The sequence below is a fragment of the Thauera carbonicopians genome (assembly GCF_025699485.1).
Classification (GTDB): Bacteria; Pseudomonadota; Gammaproteobacteria; order Burkholderiales; family Rhodocyclaceae; genus Thauera.
Map to the genome: position 1 here is coordinate 316,884 of NZ_JANUXN010000003.1, position 24,825 is coordinate 341,708.

The window sequence follows — 24,825 nt, forward strand, 5'->3', positions numbered from 1 at the left end:
ACTCCGCGGACGATCAGGCCAGGGCCGGCAGCACGGTGCCGGCGCAGTCGCCGAAACCGATGCGCGCGGCGCCGGGCCTGCTGCACCAGGCGCGCATCACGACGGTGTCGCCGTCTTCCAGGAAGGTGCGCTGCTCGCCGTTGGGCAGCGTCAGCGGCTGCTTGCCGTTGAGGCTCAGTTCCAGCAGCGAGCCGGCCTGCTCGGGCTTCGGTCCGGACTGCGTGCCGCTGCCGAACAGGTCGCCGGGGTTCAGCGCGCAGCCGTTGACGGTGTGGTGCGCCACCATCTGCGACACGCTCCAGTACGAATCGGCGAAATTGCCCAGCGACAGCCGCGTGGCGGGTTGGCCGGCATCGCGCATGCGCTGCGTCTGCAGCAGCACTTCCAGCGCGATGTCGATCGCGCCCTGCTCGCGCAGCCTGGCGCCGTCCAGGTAGGGCAGGGGCTGGGGGTCCGAGGCCGGCCGCGTCCACGCGCTGCGGTAGGGCGCCAGCGCTTCCATCGTCACGATCCACGGCGCCAGCGTGCTGGCGAAGTTCTTCGACAGGAAAGGGCCGAGCGGCTGGTATTCCCAGGCCTGGAAATCGCGCGCCGACCAGTCGTTGAACAGCGCCAGGCCGAACACGTGCGATTCGGCCTCGCCGATCGGGATCGCTTGGCCGATGCCATTGCCGGTGCCGATGAAGATGCCCAGTTCCAGTTCGTAGTCCATGCGTTCGCAGGGGGCGAGCACCGGCGCCGCCGCGCCGGGGCGCATGAGCTGGCCGCGCGGGCGCGGGAAGGCCTGGCCCGACACGCCGAGCGTCGAGCCGCGGCCGTGGTAGCCGATCGGAATCCACTTGTAGTTGGGCAGCAGCGGGTTGTCGGGGCGGAACAGGCGGCCGACGTTGGTGGCGTGGTGGATCGAGGTGTAGAAGTCGGTGTAGTCGCCCACCGACGCCGGCACGGTGTATTCGGCATCGGCCTGCGCCACCAGGCAGCCGCGCAGCACGCCGGCCCGGGCCGAGCCCTCGCGCAGCGCGCGCGACAGCGCCAGGCGCAGGCCGGACCAGACCGCCGGGCCCATCGTCATGAAGCTGTTCAGCGAGGCTTCGCCGCAGGCCGCGGCGGCCGGGGCGATGGCGGCATCGAACACGCCGGCGGCATATGCCGCCGCCAGGTCGACGATTTGATCGCCGATGGCGACGCCGCCGCGCCAGGCTTCTGCGGTGCCGCGGCGGCGGAAAACGCCGAAGGGCAGGTTCTGGATCGGGAAGTCGCTGTCTTCCCGGTTGGCGGATTCGACCCAGCTCTTGAGCGAGGGGTCGTGGGTTTCGTTCAGTGTGCTCATATGATGTCCTTGCGGCATGAGCCGGGCGGCGCCGGCCCGGCTCCGGGGCGCCCCGTGTGTTCTTACTTGCGGTTCGGGTTGAAGTTCTTCTTCAGGTTCTGCCAGCACTGCGCGTAGCCCTGCTGCAGTTGCGGCGATTCGAGCGCCTGGCGGGTGGCGACCAGCGCGTCCTTGGTCTCGAACATGAAGGCCATCGTATCGCGGATGTAATCCGGCTTGCTCGTGTCGGCGGTGGATGCCTTGTCGAAGGTGTCGCCATCGGGGCCGTGGCCGGTGAAGCTGTTGTGCAGGCTGCAGCCGCCCGGCGCGAAGCCTTCGGCCTTGGCGTCGTAGATGCCGTGGATCAGGCCCATGAACTCGGCCGCGATGTTGCGGTGGAACCAGGGCGGACGGAAGGTGTGCTCCATCGCCAGGATGCGCGGCGGGAAAATCACGAAGTCCAGCGAGTCCACGCCGGGCACCGCCGACGGCGACTGCAGCACCAGGAAGATGCAGGGATCGGGGTGGTCGTAGCTGATCGAGCCGATCGTGTTGTAGCGGCGCAGGTCGTACTTGCACGGCAGATGGTTGCCGTACCAGGCGACGACGTCGAAGGGCGAATGGCCCATCTTCGCGCGCCACAGGTTGCCGCCGAACTTGGCCACCAGTTCGTGATCGCCGTCCACGTCCTCGTACCAGGCTACCGGAATCTCGAAATGGCGTGCATTGGCCAGGCCGTTGGAACCGATCACGCCCATGTCGGGCAGGCGCAGCCCGGCGCCGAAGTTCTCGCATACGTAGCCGCGTGCGCTGCCGTCGGGCAGATCGACGCGGAAGCGGATGCCGCGCGGGATGATCACGATTTCCTGCGGCTCGGCGTCGATGAGGCCGAACTCGGTGGTGAAGCGCAGCCGTCCCTGCTGCGGCACGATCAGCATCTCGGCATCGGCGTTGTAGAACACGCGCCGGCCCATCGAGCGGCTGGCGGCGTACAGGTGGATGGCGACGTCGGCGTTGCCGGCCATCGTCACCAGGCCCTGGAGGAAATCGGTGGACTCGGCCGGAATCGGCATCGGGTTCCAGCGGAACTGGTTCGGCGAGGGCTCGACGCCGCTGAAATCGCTGACCAGCCTGCCGTTGTCGATGCGCTCGAAGGGCTGGTGCAGCGAGGTGGGCCGGATGCGGTACAGCCACGAGCGCCGGTTGGCGTGCCGCGGCGCGGTGAACGCGGTGCCCGAGAATTGTTCGGCATACAGGCCGTAGGGGCATTGCTGGGGCGAGTTCTGTTCCGTCGGCAGCGCATCCGGCAGGGCCTCGCTGGAGCATTCGTTGCCCCAGCCGCTCAGGTAGCTCAGCTTGCCGAACTCGACTTCGGTCGTCACGGTCATGTTCCAACTCCTTGTAGTCAATGATGTTCCCCCGCCGACGGGCGGGGGCGTCCGGTTTGCCCGTCAGTGCGGGATATCGACGTCACCGCCGGGCCTGGACGAGGCGCCCCTGCTGGCGCCGGCGAAGAGAAGCAGCATCACGGCGGAGATCACCGCGGGAATGGCCATCGCGATGAAGATCGAAGCGTTGCTCCACTGGAGCTGGATCAGCGCGCCGCCCAGCACCGGGCCGACGATGGAGCCGAAGCGGCCGATGCCCAGGCTCCAGCCCACGCCGGTGGAGCGCAGCGTGGTCGGGTAGTAGGTTGCTGCGAGGGCATTGACCGCCGGCTGGCCGCCCATGATGCAGAAACCCGTTATCGCCACGACGACGAACAACAGCGGCAGCGCGATCGTGGGCTGGCCGATCATCGCAATCGTGCCGCCGGCAACCACGAAGCAGGGAACGAGCACCTTGAAGAAGCCGATGCGGTCGATCACCGGGCCCATCAGCAGCGTTCCGAGCACGCCGCCGACCTGCAGCGCGGTACCCACCATCACGGCCGTGCGCGTGTCCAGGCCCGCGCTGGCGGCGATGGTCGGCAGCCAGCTCGACAGGAAATACAGGTTCAGCAGGTTCATGAAATTCACCACCCACAGGAACAGCGTCGCCCTGGCCCGGCCGTCGCGGAACAGCTCCATCACCGGCGCGCCGCCCTGCTTGGTCTCGGGCACGACGAAGCGGGTGTCGTCGTCGATGCTGAGCGTCGGATCGATCTCGCGCACTGTCTTCCTGACCTTGTCGAGCTTCTTGCCCTTGAGCACTTGGAACTGCAGCGACTCCGGGACGAAGAAGTACATCAGGATGGCCATGGCGATCGGGATGACGCCGCCGAGAATGAACACCGAGCGCCAGCCGAAGTGCGGAATCAGCCAGGCCGACACCAGGCCGCCCAGCACCGCGCCCACGGTGAAGCCGCAGGAGACCAGCATCATCAGCGTCACCCGCTTGCGCTTGGGACTGAACTCGCCGACCAGCGCGATCGCGTTGGGCATGATGGCGCCGAGACCGAGGCCGGTGATGAAGCGGATGACCTGCAACTGGAAGATGGTGTTCACATAGGCCGTGATCAGCATGCAGACGGCGAAGAACACGGTTGCCCAGATCAGCACCGGCCGGCGGCCGAGCTTGTCGGCCAGCATGCTGAGCGTCAGCGAACCCACCAGCATGCCGAACAGCCCGGCGCCGAACACCGGGCCGAGCTCCGCCCGGCTGATGCCCCAGTCGGCGATGATCGCCGGTGCCACATAACCGATGGATTGCACGTCGAAGCCGTCCATGACCACGGTGATGCCCACCATGATCAGCACCCACAATTGGGTGCGGCTGAGCCTGTTGTTGTCGATGACCTCGGCGATGTTGATGGTGTTGGCGGCGCTCATGACGCGAGCCCTCCAACGAGGCCGGATGCGGCGGCATCCGGGGACCGGCGGGAAAGGCGGCGGTGCGCTGCACGGACGGACGGCAACACACCCCGATGCGGGTGATCGAACATTCTTGTCTCCTGGTTTTTTTCTTGTGTGCAGGGGATTGAACATCCAATACTCTTATCGTACAAACGGAATATTTCGATCAATTCATGGGGGTTTCCGATGAACGTGACCTTGCGCCAACTGCGAGCATTCGTTGCCCTTGCCCAGTCGGGCAGCTTCACCGACGCGGCGGCCGACCTGCACATCACCCAATCGACGCTGAGCGGCCTGATCAAGGAACTGGAGCAGGCGCTGGGCGTGCAGATCGTCCACCGCACGACGCGCAAGGTGGAACTGTCCGGCGTGGGCAGGGAGTTCCTGCCGCTGACCGCGCGCATCCTGCAGGACCTGGACGAAGCTTTCCGCGCGATCGCCGATCTGAAGGCGTTGAAGTCCGGCGTGGTGCGGATCGCGGTGCCGCAACTGATGGCGTGTACGCTGCTGCCCGAAGTCGTGGGCGCTTTCGCCGAGGAGTATCCGGGCGTCGAAGTCCGCTTGTCGGATTGCGTCGTGGAGGACGTGCTGCCCAAGGTGCATAGCGGCGAAGTCGACTTCGGCATCGGCCCGGAGCGCCCGGCGCAGCAGGACGTGGCCGCGCGGCTGCTGTTCGACATGCCCTTCATGGCGGTGCTGCCGTCGAAATACCCACTGGCGGGCGCCGGGCCGCTGGCCTGGTCGGAGCTCCTGCGCCATCCGCTCATTTCGCTGCAGGGCGAATACACGCAGATACTGCGCCGTGAGCTGCAGGCCGCGTCGGAGAACCTGCACTTCGCGCCGCAGAAGGAGGTGGCCTTCATGACGACGGCGCTGAGCATGGTCGGCGCCGGCCTCGGCGTGACGGTCTCGCTGCCGTATGCCCGCTCGCTGGTGGACCTCTACGGGCTCCGGATTCAGCCCTTGTGCGCGCCCGTGGTGCGGCGCAAGTTCCACCTGCTGTCCAGGCGGGACCGCGTGATCTCGCCTGCCGCGCAGGCCTTCGCCGAGTTCATTTCCGAATACGTGGCGCAGCGGAAATGGGGCGACATGCCGGGATGAATCCGTGGCAGGGATGAATGGGGTGGAAACAGGCTAATTGTTCCATATCGAGCAACAATGATTTGCCGATGGAGGGCTGTTTCATCACGCCCGACACGCCTAAAGTGCGAATTCCGCGGCGAACAGATTCCGCTTCCGGATGAATCCCGACATGGCTCCGAACATGAATACACATTACACCGCCACTGCCAAAGCCCTGCACTGGGGCATCGCCGTGCTGATCTTCGGCATGCTCGGTCTCGGCTTCTACATGACCGGCCTGTCGCTGTCGCCCACCAAGCTGCAAATCTATTCGTGGCACAAGTGGGCGGGCGTCACCATCTTCCTGCTGGTGTTGTTCCGCCTGGCCTGGCGTATCGGCCATCGCCCGCCGGAACTGCCGCAGCACATGGGCGCGATCGAACGTTTTGCCGCGCATGCCGGTCATCATCTGCTATACGTGCTGATGCTCGCGATTCCGCTGTCCGGCTGGCTGATGAGTTCGGCCAAGGGCATCCAGACGGTATGGTTCGGCGTGCTGCCGCTGCCCGACCTGCTGGACAAGGACAAGGCGCTGGGCGACCTGCTGCAGACCATGCATCTGAGCCTGAACCTGATCCTGATCGCGGTGCTGCTCGGCCACATCGGGGCAGCGCTGAAGCACCATTTCTTCGACAAGGACGACGTGCTGACGCGCATGCTGCCGCGCAGTCGTCCGTGATTCCCACCCCGACTCCAGAGGATTATCCATCATGAAACGTTTCGCAGTCGCGCTGTTCTCGACCCTCGCCTTCGCCACCGCCGCCCATGCGGCCGAATACGGCAAGGTGCTGCTCGAGCAGAGCCGGATCGGCTTCGGCTACCAGCAGATGGGGGTGTCGATGGACGGCAGCTTCAAGCAGTTCGACGGCCAGCTCCGCTTCGACCCCGCCGCACCGGAAGCGGCCTCGGCCGTCGTCGAGGTCGAGCTCGCCAGCATCGACACCGGCAGCGACGAAGGCGACGAGGAAGTCGCAGCCAAGACCTGGTTCAATACCGCGGCCTTCCCCAAGGCGCGCTTCGAATCCACCGGTGTCAAGGCGCTCGGCGGCAACAGCTACGAAGTGGCGGGCAAGCTGACGATCAAGGGCACGACCCGTGACGTCGTCGTCCCCGCGACCTTTACCGAGCAAGGCGGCACCGGTGTGTTCGACGGTACGCTGACGATCAAGCGCGGCGACTTCTCGGTGGGCGAAGGCGCCTGGAAAGCCTTCGATATCGTTGCCAATGATGTCAGCATCAACTTCCGCATCGCTGCTGCCGCACAATGAGTTGCATGAGTTCCTGTACTTTCCAACCGAGGAGAACCAACCCATGAAGCAAATCGCCAAGCTCGCCGCCGTCCTGGCCGTTTCCGCCGCTGCCGCCACCCCGGTGCTGGCCGCACCGCAGACCTATACCATCGACAGCACCCATACTTTCCCGAGCTTCTCGTACAGCCACTTCGGCATGTCGACCCAGATCTCGAAGTTCGACAAGACCACCGGCACCGTCACGCTGGACAAGGAAGCCAAGACCGGCGCGGTCGACATCACCATCGACATGAAGTCGGTCAACACCGGCTACGAGACCTTCAACGAGCACATCCAGGACACGGATTTCTTCGATACCGCCAACCATCCGACCGCCACCTTCAAGTCGACCAAGGTCAACTTCGAAGGCGACAAGCCGGTGAGCATCGAAGGCGACCTGACGATCAAGGGCGTGACCAAGCCGGTGACGCTGCAGGTGACGCACTTCGCCAACATGCCGCACCCGATGATGAAGAAGGACGCGATCGGCGCCAACGCCACCACGGTGGTCAAGCGCAGCGAATTCAACGCCGGCAAGTACGCCCCGAACGTCGGCGACGAAGTGACGATCAGCATCAGCCTCGAAGCCATCCAGAACTGAGTTGAGTGTCGCGGGCGCCTCTCCGACGAGGCGTCCGTGCCGTGATGGCGCTACGGCCGTTGGCCATGCCGGCATTGCGCCGCATGCATGAATGGGCGGATTGCCCGCACATCCCGCCTTAATCGCAGGCGATGGATTTCTAAGCAGTTTTTCTTCGTTCGTTTTCTGCTCCGGATGCATGAGCATCCGACACTCGGTTCCATTCGACCGGACCGGCAGAGGACGGAGAAGGACATGCCCCAGCAAAAACTTTCCCAGCGCCCGCTCGCCGAGCGGGCACGCGCGTTTCTCGACCGCCTGCCGCTCGAACGCGAGGGCGGCAAGCAATTGCGCCGTCTGGCGGAGGGCGGCGTGGTGGGGGACTGGTTCGGCTGCGAACTGTCGAGCGTGTTCCAGCCGATCGTATCGCCGCCCGGCGGCATCGTCGGCTTCGAAGCCTTCCTGCGCATCCTGGGCAGCGGCGAGCGCGCGCTGTCGCCGTGGACACTGTTCTCGGCCAACGCTGACGACGGCCGCCTGGTCGCACTCGACCGCCTGGCGCGCACCGTCCATGCACTGAACTTCCTGTCCTCGGTCGAAGACGACAGCCTGCTGTTCCTCAACGTGCATGGCCGCCTGCTGGCAGCAGTCGCCGGCGACCACGGCGCGGCCTTTCGCAAGGTACTCGACGCCCTCGGCCTGCCGCCCGAGCGCGTCGTCATCGAAACCCCGCTCGAAGCCAGCAGCCAGCCCGAACTGCTGGGCTTCGTGCTGCGCAATTACCGCAACAACGGCTTCCAGGTCGCGATCAACGTCGACTCGCCGGCGCAGTGGCAATGGCTTGCCAGCCGGGTGCCGGCCCAGTTCGTCAAGATCGATAGCGCCAGGCTGCTGTTTGCCGACGACTGGCGCAGTCGCCTGGACTGGCTGGAAGGGTTGCGTGAAGGTGCCACGATCATCGCCACCCGGCTCGAACGCAAGCTGGAAGGCGAACTGCCCGATGGCTTGCTGCTGCAGGGCTACGCCTATGGCCTGCCGGTGCAGCGTGCTGCGATCCTGCGTGCCGAACGCTACGTGCTGGACCGGTTCGCACGTTGAACCGGGTTCAGGTGTCACCCCATTCCCAATGCCGGATGCACGCCTGTGCCAGCGCCATGGCTGGATCGACGCTGATCGCCAGCAGTTGCGGTGCGGCATGCTGCAGACCAATGGGCACTTCGGTGCAGGCCAGAACCAGCCGTGTCGCGCCGCGATCCAGCAGCGCCTGCGCAGACCGCGCGAGCAGGCGGCCGCCTGTGGCGATGTCGTTGGCCTTGATGGCGTAGCAGCCGGGTGTGAACAGGGTGTCGAGGTCCTGCGGCGTCGGGATGAGGTAGTCCAGCCCGGCGGCTTCCAGTCGCGACTGGTAGAGACCTTGGTCGAGCGCACCCCGTGTAGCGATGAGGCCGATGTGCCCACCACCTCGATGGCCGGCGAGCAGAGTCTGCACCGTGGCATCCACGATATGGAGAATGGGCACACGGCTGCGCGCGCTCAGCGCACTGTGCCAGGCATGGGCGGTATTGCAGGGGATGGCGATGCAGGTGGCGCCCGCGGCATTGAGCCGTGCCACGCCCTCGGCCATCGCAGGCAGCGGGTCTTCGCCTCTGCCCGCCAGCGCCTGCTGCCGGTCCGGGATTTGCGGCACGTTCCAGGTCACCGTAGGTACGTGATCCTGGTCGCGTAGGGCAGCGCGTGCCTGCAGCAGCTTGTGAAGGAAATCCAGCGTCGCCAGTGGGCCCATGCCACCCAGCACGCCGATCAAGCGGGGTGTACCGCCCATGCTCAGAACGCGGGTGCAGGCGCGAAGGTGTCGCGGTAGGCGAACAGCCCCACGGCACCGCCGGTGTGCACGAAGACGATGTTCTGGCCCTTGCGGAAACGTCCCTTGCGCACCAGATCGACCAGCCCGGCAAAGCCCTTGCCGCTGTACACCGGGTCCAGCAGGATGCCTTCGGTACGAGCGAGCAGGTGCACGGCATCGACCATTGCTTCGGTAGGCACGCCGTAGCCGCCACCCACGTAGTCGGCGTTGGCCTGCACGGCGTCGTCGGGAAACTCGCCGCGTGCATGCAGCAGCGCCCAGGTCTCGCGCGCCAGCTTGCGCACGTTGGCTTCCTGCCGGTCGCGGGGCGCGCGCACGCTGATGCCCAGTACGGGGATATGGCTGTTGGCCGCTTCGAACCCCGCCACCAGCCCTGCTTGCGTGCCCGTGCTGCCGGTGGCGTGCACCACCTGATCGATCCGCAGCCCAGCGGCATCGGCCTGTTCGATGATCTCGTGCGCGGCCACCACATAGCCCAGTGCGCCGATGGCGTTGGAACCGCCGCCGGGAATCAGGTAGGGCAGCTCTCCTGCTGCGCGCAGGCGCTCGCCGACGGTGAGCAGTTCGGCATTCATGTCGAGGCCGGCGGGCCGGGTCTCGATGGCGGCGGCGCCCAGGATCTGGTCGAGCAGCACGTTGCCATTGCGGTAGTAGTCCTCGTGCGCGCCGCTCACGCGCTCCTCCAGCAGCACCGTGGTCCGGAGGCCGTGGCGGTTGGCGGCGGCAATGGTCTGGCGCACGTGATTGGACTGCGTGGCGCCCTGGGTGACGATGTGGGTGGCGCCTTTCTGCAGCGCGTCGCCGATCAGGAATTCCAGCTTGCGCGTCTTGTTGCCGCCCAGCGCCAGGCCGGTGTTGTCGTCACGCTTGATGTAGATGTCGGGCCCGCCCAGTTCCGCGCTCAGGCGGGGCAGCAGGTGCAGCGGAGTGGGCGCTTGCGTGAAGCGCACGCGGGCAAAGGAGGCGAGGCTCATCAGGATGTCCTTTGGAAAACCACGGTTCATGCAGCCGCGGCATGGAGGGATTTGGCGGCTTCCTCGCGCACCACATGCAGGATGTCGCGCTTGAGTTCGCCAAAGCGCGGATCGGCCACCAGGTCTTCGAAGCTGCGCGGGCGCTCGAAAGGAACGCGCAAGTCCTCGCGAACCCGACCGGGGCGCGAAGAAAGGATCACCACACGGTCGGCCAGGAACAGCGCCTCGTCCACATCATGGGTCACGAACAGGATGGTGGTGCGCTTCTGCTGCCAGATGCCGGTCAGCAACTCCTGCATGGCCAGCCGTGTCTGCGCGTCCAGGGCACCGAAGGGCTCGTCCATCAGCAGGATTTCGGGTTCGGGCAGCCAGGCACGGGCCAGCGCCGCCCGCTGGCGCATGCCGCCGGAAAGCTGCCAGGGATGGTGGTCGGCAAAGTCGGCCAGCCCCACCAGGCGCAGGAACTCGTCGGCACGCCCGGCATAGTCCGCTTCACGCTGGCCCGCCATGCGGGGGCCGAAGCCGATGTTCTCCCGCACGGTGAGCCACGGAAACAGCGTGGGCTGCTGGAACACCATGCCCCGCTCCGGCCCCGGGCCGGTGATGGGGCGGCCATCGCACAGCAGATGGCCTTGGTCGGGCCGCTCGAAACCCGCCACCAGGTTGAGCAGGGTGGATTTGCCGCAGCCCGAGGCCCCCAGCAGGCAGACGAATTCGCTATGCCGGAGCTCCAGCGAGACATCGTTCAGCACCCGTTGCGAATCCGCCTCGCCCTGGCGGGCGAACTGCTTGCTCACGCCCGTGAGCTGGATGCGTGCATCGGAGTTCATGCGTCTTTCCCCGCCCAGGGCGCATGGCGGCGCTGCAGCAGCACCAGGCCCCAGTCGAACAGGTAGCCGATCAGGCCCAGCAGCAGGATGCCCAGCATCACCACGTCCGTGCGCAGATAGCTGCCGGCATTGATGACCATCCAGCCCAGGCCGGAGGTGGCGGCCACCATCTCGGCCGCGATTAGCGAAGTCCAGCCGATGCCGATGGCCAGGCGCACGGTGGTGAACAGCTCGGGTACGGCACTGGGCAGTACCACGTGCGTGAATATCTGCCTGCGGCTGGCGCCCAGTGTCTGCGCCGCGCGCAGCCGGGCCTGGCTGACGTTGCCGACTGCCGCAGCGCCGCCGACGACGATGCTCAGCACCGTGGCGATGAAGATCAGGAAGAACTTGGCCCCTTCGCCGATGCCGAACCAGACGATCACCAGCGGCACCAGCGCAATCTTGGGCAGCGGCCGCAGGAATTGCACGAACGGATTGAGCGCCGCCGACAGCGTGGGAGACAGCCCCATGCCCAGCCCGAGCGGAACGCCGACGACGACGGCGCCCGCGAACGCCGCCAGCGCGCGCAAGGTGCTGGTGAGCACGTGCTGCCACAGCGGCGTCTGCCGATAGCCGTCCTCGGCCAGCTCCACCGCCGTGTGCCACAGATCGATGGGCGAGGGCAGCATCAGCGGATCCACCCAGCCGAGGCTGGCGCCGGCCTGCCACAGCAGCAGCACCCCCAGCACCGCGGCCGCGCTCACCAGTGACAGCCGGGCCGAAGTGAGGCTGCGCCGTGGCGCGGCCGCCACGGCGGCCGGCGCCTCGGTCGCGAGCGCGGCTGCCGGCTGCAGGCGAAGTCGTTGCGACTGTGCAGCCATGGTGGTGCGCTTACTTGCCGGCCGCAGCGCGCTGCAGGTAGGTGGTGTTGATATGGGGGCCATAATTCGCCGGGATTTCCTGCTTGCGCAGCTCGCCGATCGAGGCCAGGAACTCGGCCGAGTCTTTGTAGGCCTTGGCGATCAGGCTGCTGTCCTTGGTCTTTTCATCACCGATGAAGGCAGGCGTGAGCTGCTCCTGCAGCGAGGGGTATTCCAGCCCGCCCAGTGTGCTGCGCACGGTATCCGCCGGGATGTCCAGATGCTTGGCGATGGCCTGCACCGAGCCTTCCTCGTCGTTCTTGTACTGCTCCACCTTGTCCTGCACCACGCGCAGGAACCTGGCCACCAGCTCGGGGTGCTGCTCGGCGAACTCCTTGCGTACGACGAAGTTGTTGAATACCAGCACGTCGTGCTTCTGCAGATCCTTGGTGGCGTAGAGCTGCCTGCCGCCGTTGGCTTCCAGTTGCTGAGTGAAGGGGCCCCAGACATAGGCTGCGTCGATGTCGCCACGCTGCCAGGCGGCCACGATCTCCGCGGGCTTGAGGGTAAGGGCCTTGATCTTGCTGCGATCCACCTTGGCCTGCTTGATGGCCTGCTCGAAGGCATATTGCGCGGTGGAATTGGCCGGGTAGGCCACCGTCCTGCCTTCCAGCCCCTTGAGATCGTGGATGCCTTCGCGGGCGATCAGGCGTTCGGCGGTGGCGATGATCTCGGGAGTGCCGATGAGCTCGATCGGCAGCTTGCGCGCAATTCCCGCGGCTGCCGGACTGGAGCCGAAGCGGGCGATGTCGATTTCCTTTGCCGCGAACAGGCTCAGCACATCGGCGCCAGAGGCGAACTGGACCCATTTGGTCTCCGTGCCGAAGGCCTTGTCGAAGGAGCCGTCGATCTTGCCGAGAACCCATACGCGCGGACCACCGGCCCAGGCCAGGCGTACTTCGGGGGCGGAGGCCTGCGACCAGGCTGGCAGCGCGGACAGGCTGAGCAGGAGGGCTGCAGCGGCGTGCCGGAAGGAAAAACGGGACATGGAAATATCCTTGAAGCGGTTTCGGTTCGGGGAATTGTATGCACCAGGAAGATCCGGCCAAACGAAGCATTCTTCATTTGCTTAGCAGTGCTCATCCTGGAGTTGCCGGTGCCGAAAGCTCTCTGACGCCCTGAAACGAGATCGAAAAAAAACAGCCCCCCGAGAAGCGGCGGGCCGTCAGCAATCCTGACATCAAGGAACTACGTTTTTTCCGGAAACATTCACCGGAAATCGCAGGATCATTGTCCGGAATCAGGCAAAAGCCGTGTACAGGTTGTATGTGCTGAGCAGGGTGATCAATGTCCCCACGATAGCCAGCAGGATTTTCGGCGGGGCGTATTTTGTCAGCACTGCCGCAAATGGTGCGGCGAACAGGCCGCCGAATACCAGACCGGCAATTACGGTCCAATGCGTGAATCCGCCCAGCAGCGTAAAGGAGATGCCGCCGGCAATGGCCAGGAAGAACTCGGCGGCATTGACCGACCCGATGGTGGTGCGCGGGTCTTGCCCACTGCCCAGCAGCGATGTGGTGACAACCGGCCCCCAGCCGCCACCGCCGATGGCATCGACGAAACCGCCGGTCAAAGCCAGCGGAGCCACATAAGTGGGCGGCTCGGTCTTGACGCGCAATTGCCCCCAGATCTTCGACAGGATGTACAAGCCGATCAGCAGCAGATACGCCGAAATCCATGGCTTGAGTGTGTCGCCATCGATGGACGTGACGATATAAGCGCCGGTCACGCCGCCGATGATGCCGGGAATAAGCAGCCGCTTGAACAATTGCTTGTTGACATTGCCCAGCTTCCAATGCGAAAGCCCGGAAAAGCCGGTGGTGAAAATCTCGGCAATATGCACGGACGCCGATGCCGCCGCAGGCGGAACGCCGGTCGAGAGCAAGAAGGTCGTGGATGTGACGCCATAAGCCATGCCCAGTGCCCCATCGACGATCTGTGCCGCCAGGCCGACTGCCGCGGCTGTCCAGAATCCTTTGGAAGACAGGCCTTCACCGATTTCCACCCAGGCGCTGTCGGGTATTGTCCAATAGCTAATGCCTCCGCTCGCAGCCAATACTAGTGCCAGCCACGGCAGCCACCGAATCAAGCCATCACGAAAATCACGTCCTGGCTCTGCCAGGGCAACCGTTGCGGCAACGGTAGAAGAATCGGAATTGGACATGGAAATACTCCTTTTTTGAAATCCATGACCAATTCTAGGGCGGGGTGGTTTTTGCGATAACGAAGATATTCCTGCATCCTATGCTGAAGCGCATATAAGGCGCTGTCCAATGCAAAATTCTTTTTTTGGACTAAAACCTGATTCCCCTTGTTTACTAAATGGCCAGATTAAGTCGCTGCTGCAGGCGGCCACCCGGTGCGAAGCTGCCGCCTCTGAAGTAGCGCAGCTCGCCCGCTTCGAAAGCGATCCAGCGCTCGTCGGTGGTCAGCGGCTTGGTCGCGACCACGCAGATGCTGTCGTCGAGATGGTTGAGGCGGCCGAAGTCGACACGCAGGTCGCAGTCGATCAGGCTGGCCTGTGCGAATGGGTAGGCGCGCTCGACGTGGTACAGCGAAGTCGAGCAGTGGGCGAACAGCCCCTGGCCGCATGACAGCAGATAGTTGAAGCTGCCCAGCGCGGCGATCTGCCGATTCAGTTCCTCGAGCGCTTCATGCAATGCCTCGATGTTCGGCTGGCGCATGCCGAAACGTCGCTCCAGCTCCTGCAGCATGAAGCAGAAGGCATGTTCGCTGTCGGTCGTGCCGACCGGGCTGAAGCGGCCTTGGAGCGGTAGTTCGTGCGCCGCCAGGTTGCCGTTGTGTGCGAATACCCAGCTCGAGCCCCACAGTTCGCGGACGAAGGGGTGGCAGTTGGCAAGTTCCACCGCGCCCTGGGTGGCCTTGCGGATGTGGGCGATGATGTTGCGCGAGCGGACCGGCAGCCGGCGCATGGTTTCGGCAAGAGGAGAGATCGAGGCCGGCAGGGGATCATGGAGCAACTGGTGTGCGTTGCCTTCGAAATAGGCAATGCCCCAGCCGTCCCGATGCTCGTCGGTTTCGCCGCCGCGGCGGATGAAGCCTTCGAGCGAGAACTGCACGCTCGCGAGCTTGTTGCTGTTCATGCCGAGTAGCTGGCACATGCGCTGGAATCCCTCGCTTGCGGCTGTTCGGGCTTGCTCAGGCTGCGACCGGAAGCCTGCCGGGCCGCGCCAGGCCGGGCCTCGCCAGACCGGGTGCGGCGCGATCGAGGATGGCCCGGTCCGGCCTGTGGCTGCCTGGCCTGGCGATGGGTCGGCAATCCGGCGCAGGCTCGCCGGGCAGGGAGCCCTGCAGCCAGTCCACGCCGAGTTCCTTCGCGTGCCGAGCCTGCTCGGCGGTTTCGACGTGCTGGGCGACGACCCGGATGCTGCGGCGGCGCAACCCGGCGACGAGGTTCGCTGCTGCGGGGGCAGCCTGGGCGCGTCGGGACAGGCTGCGATCGAGCTTGACGATGTCGGGGCCGAGGGCGGCCAGACGGTCGAGATCGTTCGAATGGCGGCCGAAGTTGTCGATCGCGATGCGGTAGTTTCTTTCCTTGTATTCAGTAATGGCTGCGGTCAGCGGCGCCGGATCGGCAAGGCCGTCGTCGGTGAGTTCGAGTACGACCCGCTCGGGCGTCAGGCCGCAGCGCGACAGCACGCTTTCGAAGATCTGCCCATGCTGTTCGGGCACGGCACGGATCAGGCGGGGATGGACGTTGAGCCACAGCGTGCCGTCCGTCTGGTCGCGCTGCAGCAGGAAGTTCAGCGCATGCAGCGTGCGGGCCAGGCGATCGAGGCGCACCAGTTCCGTGTCGGTGCGCGCCTCGAGGAAGACGGCCTGCGCGGGTAGCTTCGGTGCGGCATCCGTGCAGATCCGCAGATGGGCTTCATGGCCGATCACGCGGCCGCCGGCACTGTCCTTCAGTGGCTGGAAAAGGCTATCCAGGACGTATCCGGCGAAGTGGGCGCGGGCACGCTTGCCGTCGAATTCGAGGCAGTCGGCATTGCTGTCGGCAAGTGCGAAGGGGCTGTGCTTGTTGAAATAGTGCACCAGTTCGGTCAGGGGCACGGCAGTCTCCAGGTCATGCGGGGTCCAAAAGTTCGGCGTTGCCACCATAGCGGCGGGAGCTATTCCAGCAAACCAAGATTTCATGCATTCGATATGCACGGATGCGTTGCTGAACTTGGCGTGCGCCGGACGAAGCGCTAGCCTTCCGGGTTCGCGGCCGCGTGCCGCAGCCCTACCGACAGGAACCCGACATGCGCTCACTCGAAACGCTCACCGTGCATGGCCTCGGTCAGGTCGCCGAGCCTTACCGCGACATCGTGCCGCCCATCCACCTCGCCACCACCTTCGAGCGCGCGGCCGACGGCAGCTATCCGGGCGGGCGGCTGTACGCGCGTGACGGCAGCCCGGCTTACATCGAAGCGGAAGAGGTGCTGCGCCAGCTCGAAGGCGGTACGCAGGCGCTGCTGTTCGCGTCCGGCCATGCGGCGGCGACGGCGGTGCTGCAGGCGCTGGATGCGGGTGAGCGCGTGGTCGCGCCGCATTCGATGTACTGGGCACTGCGCAAGTGGCTGCTGGACCGGGCCGAGCACGGCTACATTCAGCTCGCCTTCTACGACAACACCGACCTGGATGGCCTGCGTGCCCAACTCGCCGCCGCGCCGACCCGCCTGCTGTGGATCGAGACGCCGGCCAACCCGACCTGGGAAGTCACCGACATTCGTGCGGCGGTGGCGCTCGCCCGTGAGCATGGGGCGATGACGGTGGTCGATTCGACCGTGGCGACGCCGGTGCTGTGCCAGCCGCTGGCGCTCGGTGCCGACATCGTCATGCACTCGGCGACCAAGTACCTCAACGGCCACTCCGACGTCGTCGCCGGTGCGCTGGCCACGCGCGAGGATTCGCCGCTGTGGCAGCGCATCCGCGCCATGCGCAACCTCGGCGGCGGCATCCTCGGGCCTTTCGAGGCCTGGCTGTTGCTGCGCGGCATGCGCACCCTGCATCTGCGTGTGCGCGCCGCCTGCGCCAATGCGCTGCGGCTCGCCACCGAGCTCGAAGCCCACCCAGCCATCTCGCAGGTGCTTTATCCCGGGCTGCCCTCGCATCCGGGCCATGCGGTGGCCGCGGCGCAGATGAGCGGCGGCTTCGGCGGCATGCTGTCGATCCGCCTGAAGGACGGCGAGGCCAAGGCCCGCGACGTTGCCGCCCGTGTGCAAGTGTTCAAGCGCGCGACCTCGCTCGGTTCGGTGGAAAGCCTCATCGAGCACCGTGCCAGTGTCGAGGGCGAGGGCACGCGCTGCCCGTCCGATCTGCTGCGGCTGTCGGTGGGCATCGAGCCGGCAGACGACCTGCTGGCCGACCTGCGCCAGGCGCTGGCGGGCTGAAAGCGTCGGCGCGCATATCCATATCACTTCTTGTTCGTTGGATATCCGGAGTGCGCCGATTAATCTCGGCGCCTCTCCTCGGCCATGTACGGCCGACGGACCGAATGTTTCCACCGTATCCGGAGTCCCCGACATGAAGAAACTGCGCCTGGCGACCCTGCTCGCCCTGTCCCTGCTGTCCGGCCTCGCCCAGGCCGATCGCCTGGACGACATCAAGAAGAACGGCGTGCTGCGCGTGGCCGCCTTCGACAGCAACCCGCCCTTCGGCTTCATCGATCCGCAGACCCGCCAGATCGCCGGCCTGGACGTCGATTACGCCAAGGAATTGGCGGACCGCCTCGGCGTGAAGCTCGAACTGGTTCCGACCAATCCGGCCAACCGCATCCCGCTGCTGACCGCCAACAAGGTCGACGTCGTGCTGGCCAACTTCACCATCACCGAAGAGCGCGCCAAGCAGGTCAATTTCAGCATTCCCTATTTTGCTTCGGGCCAGCAGTTCATCGCCCGCAAGGGCACGCTGAGTTCGCCGGAGCAGCTCGGCAGCCTGCGCATCGGCGTGGACAAGGGCACGACCAACGAGATCGTGCTGCGAGAGAAGTACCCGAGCGCCAAGCTGGTCGCCTACGATGACACGCCGTTCGCCTTCACCGCGCTGCGCAACGGCAACGTGCAGGCGATCACCCAGGACGGGCCGAAGCTGGTCGGCCTGCTCGCCAACGTGCCGGATCGGGACAAGTACGAGATTCCGCCGTTCTCGATCTCCGACGACCTGATCGGCGCCGGCCTGCCCAAGGGCGAGCAGCGCCTGACCGAGTTCGTCAATGATTCGCTGCGCGAGCTGGAAGCCAGCGGCCGGGCGCAGGCGATCTACGACACCTGGTTCGGCCCCGATTCCAGGACGCCGCTGACGCGCATCTTCCGTATCGGTGACAGGTAAGCTGCTGCCGTTTCTGCTTCGGCCCCCGCCCGCCTCGCCGGCCGGCGGGGGCATTTCCATTGTCCGTACCCGTTTCGCCATGACTGCCGACCATGCTCGATGAACTGCTCGCACCGAAATACCTGGGCTGGCTGATCGAAGGTTTCGGCGTCACGCTGCTGCTGTCGGCGCTGGTGTCGGTCGCCGCCACCGTGCTCGGCCTTGGCCTGTGCCTGGCCCGCGTCGCGCAGTCGCCGCTGTGGTCGTGGCCGGCGCGTGCCTGGCTGTCGGTGTTCCGCAACACGCCGCTGCTGGTGCAGCTGTTCTTCTGGTATTTCGGCGCCAGTGCGCTGATGCCGGAGAAGCTGCTGATCTGGCTGAACACGCCGCACGTCTGGGACCTGAAGCTGTTCGGCGTGCGCTGGCCCTCGTTCGAATACATCGCCGGCTTCTTCGGCCTGACGCTGTACACCGCGGCCTTCATCGCCGAGGAATTCCGTTCCGGCGTGCGCGGCGTGCCCGCCGGCCAGATCGCCGCCGCGCAGGCGCTGGGCTTCACACCGCTGCAGGTGTGGCTGAACGTGGTGATGCCGCAGGCTTTCCGCATCTCGCTGCCGCCGCTGCTCGGCCAGTACATGAACGCGGTCAAGAACTCCTCGCTGACGATGGCGATCGGGCTGGCCGAACTGTCCTACGCCTCGCGCCAGGTCGAAACCGAAACCTTCAAGACCTTCCAGGCCTTCGGTATCGCCACCACGCTGTACATCCTCACCATCATCGTCATCGAACTCGCCGGGCAGTGGCTGCAGCGCAGGAAGCCCGCACCCGGCGCCAGTCACTGAGAGCGGTTCCGCATCATGGACTTCAGCGTCGTCGCCAACAATTTCAGCTATTTCATGCTGGGCGCCTGGCCCAACGGCCCGCTCGGCGGCGCCGCGCTGACGCTGGTGCTGAGCGTGGTGTCGGCGATTGCTTCGGGCGTGCTCGGGCTGGTGTTCGGCGTCGCGCTGGCGATGACGCGCGGCGCCGCGCACAGCGTGCTGTTGATGGGGCTGGGCTTCTTCCGCGCCATCCCGGTGATCATGCTGATCTTCTGGACCTATTTCCTGCTGCCGATCCTGTTCGGCATCGACGTACCGGGCACCGGCACCGTGGTGGTGGCGCTGTCGCTGATCGGCGGCAGCTATCTGGCGCATTCGGTGCACGCCGGCATCGCCAGCCTGCCGCCGGGCCAGTGGCAGGCCGCCGCCGCGCTCGGCCTGAGCCGCGGCCAGGCGCTGCGCCTGGTGATCCTGCCGCAGGCGCTGCCGATCATGGTGCCGTCCTTCATCAACCAGTGGGTGGCGCTGATCAAGGACACCTCGCTCGCCTACGTCATCGGCGTCGGCGAACTGTCCTTCGTCGCCACCCAGGTCAGCAACCGCGAGATGGTCTACCCGACCGAAATCTTCCTGTTCGTCGCGCTGGTGTATTACGTCTTCTGCTCGACGCTGGAGCTGTGTGCCAATCGGGTGGCGAAGCGGTTCGGGACGGCTGCGGGCTGAGTGGCTGGGGTGCGCAGGGACGTCAGTCCGGCGTCCGCAGCATGTGAACCGCCACGCCGACGGCGAGCCCCGTCCTGGCGAGGGTTTCGTCGGCTGTGCAGAGCAGGGCGTTTAGGCGGACGCATGCGGCAAGATGAAGCGCATCGCCCGCCCGCAGGCCGGAGCGGTAGTCGGCAAGCCATGCTCTGGCCCGATCGAAATCCGTGGTGTCGATTGCTTCCACGGCGAGTCGAGTGTCGATCAGACGGTCGAAGCGTGCGAGTCCGTCGCGATGAAGGCCGGCGGAAATGTCTCCCCTGCGCGCCATGATGCCCGCCGCACTGGCGAACTCGGTGCGCGTCCAGGGTGTGATCGCGATCGTTTCGCTACCCGCAGCTTCGAGCCAGGCCAGCGCGGCCTGACTACCCCGATCCTGAAAAAGAAGGGACAGCAGGACACAGGTGTCCGCATACCAGACCATCAGTAGCGCTCGCTGTCCCGTACTTCGCGCACCAGCTCCGTGGCCGGGCGGGATTGGGCAGGCTGGGCTGCGAGGAAGGCGCGCAACTCCTCGACGATCGCCGCCACTTCGGGCGGTGATTTCCTGCGCTCGGGGATGATGCGGGCGACAGGTTGGCCGCGGCGGGTGATGACGATTTCCTCGCCGGCGACGACCTGGTCGACGACGGCGGAGAAATGTGACTTCGTTTCCGCAAGTGTGAGCGTTCGCATGATTCTGCTCTCGTGACTAATTGGTCAGAAGGATAGCAGATGCGATGGCACTTCGTGGCGCTCTACCGCTGGTGCGGCTACGCTCAACGCGCATGCAGCCACCGCTGGTACAGCCAGCGCGCAGCGTAATCGAGCAGGAATCCCAGCGCGCCGATGATGAGGATCGCGGCCATCAGCTCGGGGTAGGCGAGGCGGTCGCGGGCGTCGAGGATGAAATAGCCGAGTCCGGCGGATACGCCGAGCATCTCTGCCGGCACCAGGATGATCCAGATGATGCCGATCGCCAGCCGCACGCCGCTGAGGATGTGGGCGACGATGCCCGGCAGCACCACGCGCAGCAGGGTTTCGCCGCGCGTCGCCGACAGGCTGCGGGCGAGCATCAGCCAGTTGCGGTCGAGCTGGGTGACGCCGGCGGCGGTGTTGAGCAGGATCGGCCATACCGCGGCGAAGGCGAGCAGGAAATACACCGGGGCGTCGCCGACGCCGAGCACCATCACCGCGATCGGCATCCACGACAGCGGCGAAATCATGCGCAGGAACTGGAACAGCGGCGTCGTCGTCTGCGCAAACACGCGCGACACCCCGGTCAGCACGCCCGCCGGCACGCCGATCGCCAGCGCTGCGGCGAGGCCGACGGCCACCCGCTGCAGGCTGGTGCCGATGTGTTCCCACATCAACGGATCGACGGCCAGCCGCGACAGGGCGCGGAAGGCCTCGGCGGGCGCGAAGTTGGCCAGGATCGGCGTCTCGTGCGCCAGCAGCAGCGTGGCGACCGCCCACAGCGCGGCGGCCAGCCCGAGCCCGAGCGCGGGCAGGATGAGCTTGGCAGGCACGGGTTTCAGACGACGATGGTTTCCTGCCGCAGCAGATCGTCGGGCAGGCCGAAGACGCGCGGGCCGCCGAGCTTGGCGATCGCCTCGCGCACGAAGCGGTCGTCGACCAGGTCGCGGGCGACGAAGGCCGGATCGAGACTGGACAGGAAGGACGCGTCGCCTTCGACCTTGGTGGTGAGCAGGCTGCGCACCAGCTCCTCGGTGTAGGACGGGAAGGGATAGGGCTGGAAGTCGATGCGGCGCTGGTGCCAGCCCTTGTTGCGGGCCACGCCGCTCGCTTCGTAGCCGGCGTAGTCGGTGGCGGACAGCACCTTCGCCAGCACTTCGACCGAATGCGGCGTGTAGCGCTTGTCGCCGGTGGCGGCGAGCAGCTTGGCGGCGTCGAGCTGGTTGCCGCGCGTCCACAACTGGGCCTTGACGATGGCGTCGGTGACGCGCTGCGCCCATTGCGGCCGTTCGGCGATGTCGCGCTCGGCGAGGAAGGTCACGCAGCAGGCGTGGTCCTTCCACACGTCGCCGGAGAAGCGCAGGATCTTGCCGATGCCGTTGAGTTCGGCGGCGGCATTGAACGGGTCGGCGACGATGAAGCCGGCGATGCCCTTGCCGGCCAGTGCCGAGACCATTTCCGCCGGCGGCAGCACGATCAGGTTCACCTCGGTGGCGGCAATCGCCGTATTGCGCGGCCGGGTGACGGGCGTCAGGCCGCTGGCGACGAGCAGCTTCTGCAGCAGGATGTTGTGGATCGAGTACCAGAACGGCACCGCCACCGTCTTGCCGCCGAGATCGGCCACGCTGCCGATGTCGTGGGCGACGGTCAGCGCCGAGCCGTTCATGTGGTTCCAGGCCACGACCTTGGCCGGGAATTTCGTGCCGTAGCGCACCCACAGCGTGGTCGGCGACAGCAGGTGGATGACGTTCACCTGGCCGGCGACGAAGGCCTCGACGATCTGCGCCCAGCTGCGGAACAGGCGCGGTGCTTCGGTGCGCAGGCCCTCGGCCTCGAACAGCCCGCGCGCGTGGGCGATGAGCAGCGGCGTGGCGTCGGTGATCGGCAGGTAGCCGATCTTCACCGGCACGTCGTCGCCTCTGGCGCTCTGTGCCGCGGCGTCGCCGGCGCGCAGCATCGGCACCGCCAGGCTGGCGCCGGTCAGTGCGGACAGGCGCAGGAAGTCGCGGCGGTTCAGGCCGCAGCCGCAAGCGGGCGACTGGCAGATGTGCGGGCGGGAGACGGGTCTGGAATCCATGCTTGCTCCTGTTCAGGAAGGGGATGTTGCAGCGGCGTCGGCACGCGTGTCGCGCAGCGCGGCCAGTATCTGCAGTCGTAGTGCGGTGACGGCTTCGGGGTGCTCTTCGCGCGGATGGGGGATTGCGACGTTCCACTCGCGCTGGATGCGGCCGGGCCTGCCGGCCATCAGCAGGATGCGGTCGGCGACCAGGATGGCTTCGTCGATGTCGTGGGTGACGAGCAGCACCGCGGTGTGCCAGCGATGCACCAGGTCCACCAGCAAGATCTGCATCTCGGCACGGGTGATGGCGTCGAGGGCGGAAAACGGCTCGTCGGCGAACAGCAGTTCCGGCTCGCGCGCCAATGCCCGTGCGAGCGTCACCCGTTGCGCCTGTCCGCCGGACAGCTCGGCCGGCCAGGCGTGTTCGCGTCCGCCCAGGCCGACGGCTGCCAGTGCGTCTTCCACGCGGATCTTGCGTGCGTGCGCATCGATCCGGGGCTGGTGCCTGAAATCGAGCCCGAAGCCGGCGTTGTCGAATACGTTCAGCCAGGGCAGCAGGCTCGCCTGCTGGAACACCAGCGCACTGCGCGGGTGGGGCCGGCCGAGCGGCTGGCCGAGGAAGCTCAGCGTGCCGCTGCTCGCCGGCTCGAGACCGGCGAGCACGCGCAGCAGGGTCGATTTGCCGCAGCCGCTGCCACCAAGCAGGCTGACGATCTCCCGCCGGCGGATGCCGAGCGAAACGCCGGAGAAGGTCGTGCCCGACGTCGCATAGGCGAAGGACAGGCCTTCGGCGCTGAGCACCATGTCGGGCGCGGCTGCGGCCGCCGGGCGGACGCTCATGCGGTGCAGGCTCCGACATGCCTGGCGAGTTCGCCCTGCAACTGGGTCAGGCTGGGTGTGATCACCGGAATGAATGCACCTTCCACCCAGCGGCGGGCAAAGCCGAGGCTCTTGTCGCGCAGGTAGGCGCTGCCGCCGCTGGCCTCGAGTTCCAGGCCGAGCGCGATCTGCACGATCTCGGCGAGGCGGATGCGGATGCGGAACAGCGCTGCCGGGTCGGTGGCGAAGCGGCGGTCCGCCAGGCCGCTGCGCAGGGCGCCGGCCAGATTTTCCAGTTCCCTCGAGATGCCGTCGATGCGCGGCAGCAGGATGCGGCGTGCGCCCTGACCCTGTGTGGAAGCAGAGCGCAGCGCAACGCGTGCAAGCCCGATCGACATGCCGAGTTGCAGCGACAGGAAGGCCGGCCGCAGCTCGGGGCAGAAAATGCGCGCATCTTCGTGCAGGATGTGTTCGGGGCCGATGTCGACGGCCTGGACGTCGATCGCGGCGGTGTTGCTGCCGCGCAGTGCGATCAGATCGAGATCGTCACCGCGGATGACGCCGGCCTGATCGTCGGAGATGGCGACCACCATCGGCGAAGCGTCGCCGGCGTTCGCCACCGCGGCTGCGAAGACGAAGCCGGCCTTGCGCAGATTCGTGACCCAGGGCAGGTAACCGTCCAGCCACCAGCGGCCATCGCATGGCGTTGCGGTGATCTGCAGCGATTCGATGCCCGACAGGAATTTCATCGCATTCGACAGGCCGGTGGCGCCGGCGAATTCGCCCGCCAGCAGCGCGGGCAGCCAGCGCTCGCGCAGCGTCGTGTTGGCTGACTGCAGCAGGTATTCGATGAAGGTGCGCTGACCCCAGAAGACGAAGGCGGCGGTCAACGAGCGTTCGGCGATGGCGGCAATGGCTTCCACGCCGTCATAGGTGCCGCCGCCGGAACCTCCCTGGCTTTGCGGCACGCCGATGCGAAACAGGCCGCGTTCGCCAAGCGCGGTCAGCAGGCGATCGGCGTCGGTCGTGCCGCGATCATGGTCTTCGGCATCGTCCACGAGCCAGGAAGTGTCGATGTGCTTGCCGGTATCTGCACTCATGGCTGCAGCACTCCGGGGCGGAAATCCAGAAGCTCCGGATTGATTTCGCTCCTGGCCAGGTTGTTGGCGAAGTTGCACAGCGTTGCCAGGCTGATGCCGAGCACGACGTCCAGCGCCTGCGCCGGGGTGAAGCCGGCGTCGACGAAAGCCTTCAGCTCACCATCGCCGACCGCGCCGCGGCTGGCGATGAGGGCACGGGTGAAGGCGACGAGGGCGTCGTAGCGCGCATTGCCGGTGGTGCCGCGCTGCTGCAGCGTGATGACGGTGCTGCGGTCCAGCCCGGCTTTCTTCAGCGCGAGCGCTGAATGGCCGCTGACGCAGAATTCGCAGCCATGCACGCTGGCGGCGGTGATCTGCACGACTTCGCGTTCGGCCAGCGTCAGGCTGCCGCGGCCGTTGATCTCGCCGACGGTGAAATAGGTTTCCACCGCGGCCGGGGCATTCGCCAGCACGCCGATCAGGTTCGGCACGAAGCCGTTGTTGGCGAGGGCTCGCTCGATGAACGGCTTGCTTGCTTCAGGGGCGGTTTCGAGCGTTTGCAGGGGCAGTCGTGACATGGGGCTGTCCTTCGGGAGGGCC

27 protein-coding genes are annotated in these 24,825 nt (G+C 66.2%); 9 read left to right on the forward strand and 18 right to left on the reverse strand.

The annotated features are described in order from the left end of the window. Nucleotides 1-13: 13 nt before the first annotated feature. From fahA to NX068_RS06420, 3 genes are all read right to left on the reverse strand, one after another. Nucleotides 14-1,330 carry a fumarylacetoacetase gene (fahA, locus tag NX068_RS06410; protein ID WP_263460454.1) on the reverse strand — a complete coding sequence of 439 codons (1,317 nt, stop codon included), beginning with the start codon at nucleotides 1,328-1,330 and terminating at the stop codon, nucleotides 14-16. A 62-nt stretch (nucleotides 1,331-1,392) separates the two neighbouring features. Continuing rightward, nucleotides 1,393-2,697, reverse strand: coding sequence for a homogentisate 1,2-dioxygenase (hmgA, locus tag NX068_RS06415; RefSeq protein WP_263460455.1), 1,305 nt, complete (start codon nucleotides 2,695-2,697; stop codon nucleotides 1,393-1,395). Between the two features lie 63 nt (nucleotides 2,698-2,760). Then, nucleotides 2,761-4,119 (reverse strand): MFS transporter, encoded by a 1,359-nt coding sequence (locus NX068_RS06420; protein ID WP_263460456.1) that lies wholly within the window; start codon nucleotides 4,117-4,119, stop codon nucleotides 2,761-2,763. 210 nt (nucleotides 4,120-4,329) lie between these two features. Here NX068_RS06420 and NX068_RS06425 point away from each other — a divergent pair, with 210 nt between their 5' ends. The 5 genes from NX068_RS06425 to NX068_RS06445 all read left to right on the forward strand — a co-directional run bounded on the left by NX068_RS06425 (nucleotide 4,330) and on the right by NX068_RS06445 (nucleotide 8,232). Beyond that, nucleotides 4,330-5,244: a LysR family transcriptional regulator gene (locus tag NX068_RS06425; RefSeq protein WP_263460457.1), complete on the forward strand. Its 915-nt coding sequence runs from the start codon at nucleotides 4,330-4,332 to the stop codon at nucleotides 5,242-5,244. Between the two features lie 163 nt (nucleotides 5,245-5,407). Continuing rightward, the gene (locus tag NX068_RS06430; RefSeq protein ID WP_263460458.1) at nucleotides 5,408-5,944 is read left to right on the forward strand and encodes a cytochrome b; all 537 of its coding nucleotides are present in this window, start codon (nucleotides 5,408-5,410) and stop codon (nucleotides 5,942-5,944) included. A gap of 31 nt (nucleotides 5,945-5,975) precedes the next feature. Further along, nucleotides 5,976-6,533, forward strand: coding sequence for a YceI family protein (locus tag NX068_RS06435; protein WP_263460459.1), 558 nt, complete (start codon nucleotides 5,976-5,978; stop codon nucleotides 6,531-6,533). Between the two features lie 43 nt (nucleotides 6,534-6,576). Beyond that, nucleotides 6,577-7,155 (forward strand): YceI family protein, encoded by a 579-nt coding sequence (locus tag NX068_RS06440; protein WP_263460460.1) that lies wholly within the window; start codon nucleotides 6,577-6,579, stop codon nucleotides 7,153-7,155. 234 nt (nucleotides 7,156-7,389) lie between these two features. Beyond that, a complete protein-coding gene (locus NX068_RS06445; RefSeq protein ID WP_263460461.1) occupies nucleotides 7,390-8,232 on the forward strand; it encodes an EAL domain-containing protein in 843 nt (280 codons plus the stop codon). 7 nt (nucleotides 8,233-8,239) lie between these two features. On the opposite strand, the gene cuyB is transcribed toward NX068_RS06445, so the two are convergent. From cuyB to NX068_RS06485, 8 genes are all read right to left on the reverse strand, one after another. Next, nucleotides 8,240-8,956 (reverse strand): cysteate racemase, encoded by a 717-nt coding sequence (gene cuyB, locus NX068_RS06450; RefSeq protein WP_263460462.1) that lies wholly within the window; start codon nucleotides 8,954-8,956, stop codon nucleotides 8,240-8,242. Between the two features lie 2 nt (nucleotides 8,957-8,958). Then, on the reverse strand, nucleotides 8,959-9,972 hold the full coding sequence (cuyA, locus tag NX068_RS06455; RefSeq protein WP_263460463.1) for a D-cysteate sulfo-lyase: 1,014 nt from the start codon (nucleotides 9,970-9,972) through the stop codon (nucleotides 8,959-8,961). A 26-nt stretch (nucleotides 9,973-9,998) separates the two neighbouring features. After that, nucleotides 9,999-10,802 carry an ABC transporter ATP-binding protein gene (locus tag NX068_RS06460; RefSeq protein ID WP_263460464.1) on the reverse strand — a complete coding sequence of 268 codons (804 nt, stop codon included), beginning with the start codon at nucleotides 10,800-10,802 and terminating at the stop codon, nucleotides 9,999-10,001. Then, on the reverse strand, nucleotides 10,799-11,665 hold the full coding sequence (locus NX068_RS06465; protein WP_263460465.1) for an ABC transporter permease: 867 nt from the start codon (nucleotides 11,663-11,665) through the stop codon (nucleotides 10,799-10,801). Before NX068_RS06465 ends, NX068_RS06460 begins: the two co-directional genes overlap by 4 nt. Nucleotides 11,666-11,675: 10 nt before the next feature. After that, the gene (locus NX068_RS06470) at nucleotides 11,676-12,692 is read right to left on the reverse strand and encodes a taurine ABC transporter substrate-binding protein (protein WP_263460466.1); all 1,017 of its coding nucleotides are present in this window, start codon (nucleotides 12,690-12,692) and stop codon (nucleotides 11,676-11,678) included. 252 nt (nucleotides 12,693-12,944) lie between these two features. Further along, a complete protein-coding gene (locus tag NX068_RS06475; RefSeq protein ID WP_263460467.1) occupies nucleotides 12,945-13,868 on the reverse strand; it encodes a sulfite exporter TauE/SafE family protein in 924 nt (307 codons plus the stop codon). A 154-nt stretch (nucleotides 13,869-14,022) separates the two neighbouring features. Next, nucleotides 14,023-14,826 (reverse strand): class II glutamine amidotransferase, encoded by an 804-nt coding sequence (locus NX068_RS06480; RefSeq protein WP_263460468.1) that lies wholly within the window; start codon nucleotides 14,824-14,826, stop codon nucleotides 14,023-14,025. 37 nt (nucleotides 14,827-14,863) lie between these two features. Beyond that, nucleotides 14,864-15,775 carry an EAL domain-containing protein gene (locus NX068_RS06485; protein WP_263460469.1) on the reverse strand — a complete coding sequence of 304 codons (912 nt, stop codon included), beginning with the start codon at nucleotides 15,773-15,775 and terminating at the stop codon, nucleotides 14,864-14,866. 191 nt (nucleotides 15,776-15,966) lie between these two features. Between NX068_RS06485 and NX068_RS06490 the strand changes: the two genes are divergently transcribed. The 4 genes from NX068_RS06490 (at nucleotide 15,967) to NX068_RS06505 (ending at nucleotide 19,557) form a co-directional block, all read left to right on the forward strand. Further along, on the forward strand, nucleotides 15,967-17,097 hold the full coding sequence (locus tag NX068_RS06490) for a trans-sulfuration enzyme family protein (RefSeq protein WP_263460470.1): 1,131 nt from the start codon (nucleotides 15,967-15,969) through the stop codon (nucleotides 17,095-17,097). Nucleotides 17,098-17,230: 133 nt separating this feature from the next. Continuing rightward, nucleotides 17,231-18,034: an ABC transporter substrate-binding protein gene (locus tag NX068_RS06495; protein WP_263460471.1), complete on the forward strand. Its 804-nt coding sequence runs from the start codon at nucleotides 17,231-17,233 to the stop codon at nucleotides 18,032-18,034. Nucleotides 18,035-18,126: 92 nt separating this feature from the next. Beyond that, the gene (locus tag NX068_RS06500) at nucleotides 18,127-18,855 is read left to right on the forward strand and encodes an amino acid ABC transporter permease (protein WP_263460472.1); all 729 of its coding nucleotides are present in this window, start codon (nucleotides 18,127-18,129) and stop codon (nucleotides 18,853-18,855) included. 15 nt (nucleotides 18,856-18,870) lie between these two features. Further along, on the forward strand, nucleotides 18,871-19,557 hold the full coding sequence (locus NX068_RS06505; protein ID WP_263460473.1) for an amino acid ABC transporter permease: 687 nt from the start codon (nucleotides 18,871-18,873) through the stop codon (nucleotides 19,555-19,557). 22 nt (nucleotides 19,558-19,579) lie between these two features. Here NX068_RS06505 and NX068_RS06510 read toward each other — a convergent pair whose 3' ends face one another. The 7 genes from NX068_RS06510 to NX068_RS06540 all read right to left on the reverse strand — a co-directional run bounded on the left by NX068_RS06510 (nucleotide 19,580) and on the right by NX068_RS06540 (nucleotide 24,803). Beyond that, a complete protein-coding gene (locus tag NX068_RS06510; protein WP_263460474.1) occupies nucleotides 19,580-20,017 on the reverse strand; it encodes a type II toxin-antitoxin system VapC family toxin in 438 nt (145 codons plus the stop codon). Beyond that, nucleotides 20,017-20,268, reverse strand: a complete 252-nt coding sequence (locus tag NX068_RS06515) for a type II toxin-antitoxin system Phd/YefM family antitoxin (RefSeq protein WP_263460475.1) — start codon at nucleotides 20,266-20,268, stop codon at nucleotides 20,017-20,019. Before NX068_RS06515 ends, NX068_RS06510 begins: the two co-directional genes overlap by 1 nt. A gap of 83 nt (nucleotides 20,269-20,351) precedes the next feature. After that, nucleotides 20,352-21,101, reverse strand: a complete 750-nt coding sequence (locus NX068_RS06520; protein ID WP_263460476.1) for an ABC transporter permease — start codon at nucleotides 21,099-21,101, stop codon at nucleotides 20,352-20,354. A gap of 5 nt (nucleotides 21,102-21,106) precedes the next feature. Then, nucleotides 21,107-22,345 (reverse strand): ABC transporter substrate-binding protein, encoded by a 1,239-nt coding sequence (locus NX068_RS06525; protein ID WP_263460477.1) that lies wholly within the window; start codon nucleotides 22,343-22,345, stop codon nucleotides 21,107-21,109. A 12-nt stretch (nucleotides 22,346-22,357) separates the two neighbouring features. After that, a complete protein-coding gene (locus NX068_RS06530; RefSeq protein ID WP_263460478.1) occupies nucleotides 22,358-23,167 on the reverse strand; it encodes an ABC transporter ATP-binding protein in 810 nt (269 codons plus the stop codon). Then, nucleotides 23,164-24,246, reverse strand: a complete 1,083-nt coding sequence (locus NX068_RS06535) for an acyl-CoA dehydrogenase family protein (RefSeq protein ID WP_263460479.1) — start codon at nucleotides 24,244-24,246, stop codon at nucleotides 23,164-23,166. The genes NX068_RS06530 and NX068_RS06535 overlap by 4 nt, the downstream gene beginning before the upstream one ends. Then, the gene (locus NX068_RS06540) at nucleotides 24,243-24,803 is read right to left on the reverse strand and encodes a carboxymuconolactone decarboxylase family protein (protein ID WP_263460480.1); all 561 of its coding nucleotides are present in this window, start codon (nucleotides 24,801-24,803) and stop codon (nucleotides 24,243-24,245) included. Before NX068_RS06540 ends, NX068_RS06535 begins: the two co-directional genes overlap by 4 nt. Between the last annotated feature and the right edge of the window lie 22 nt (nucleotides 24,804-24,825).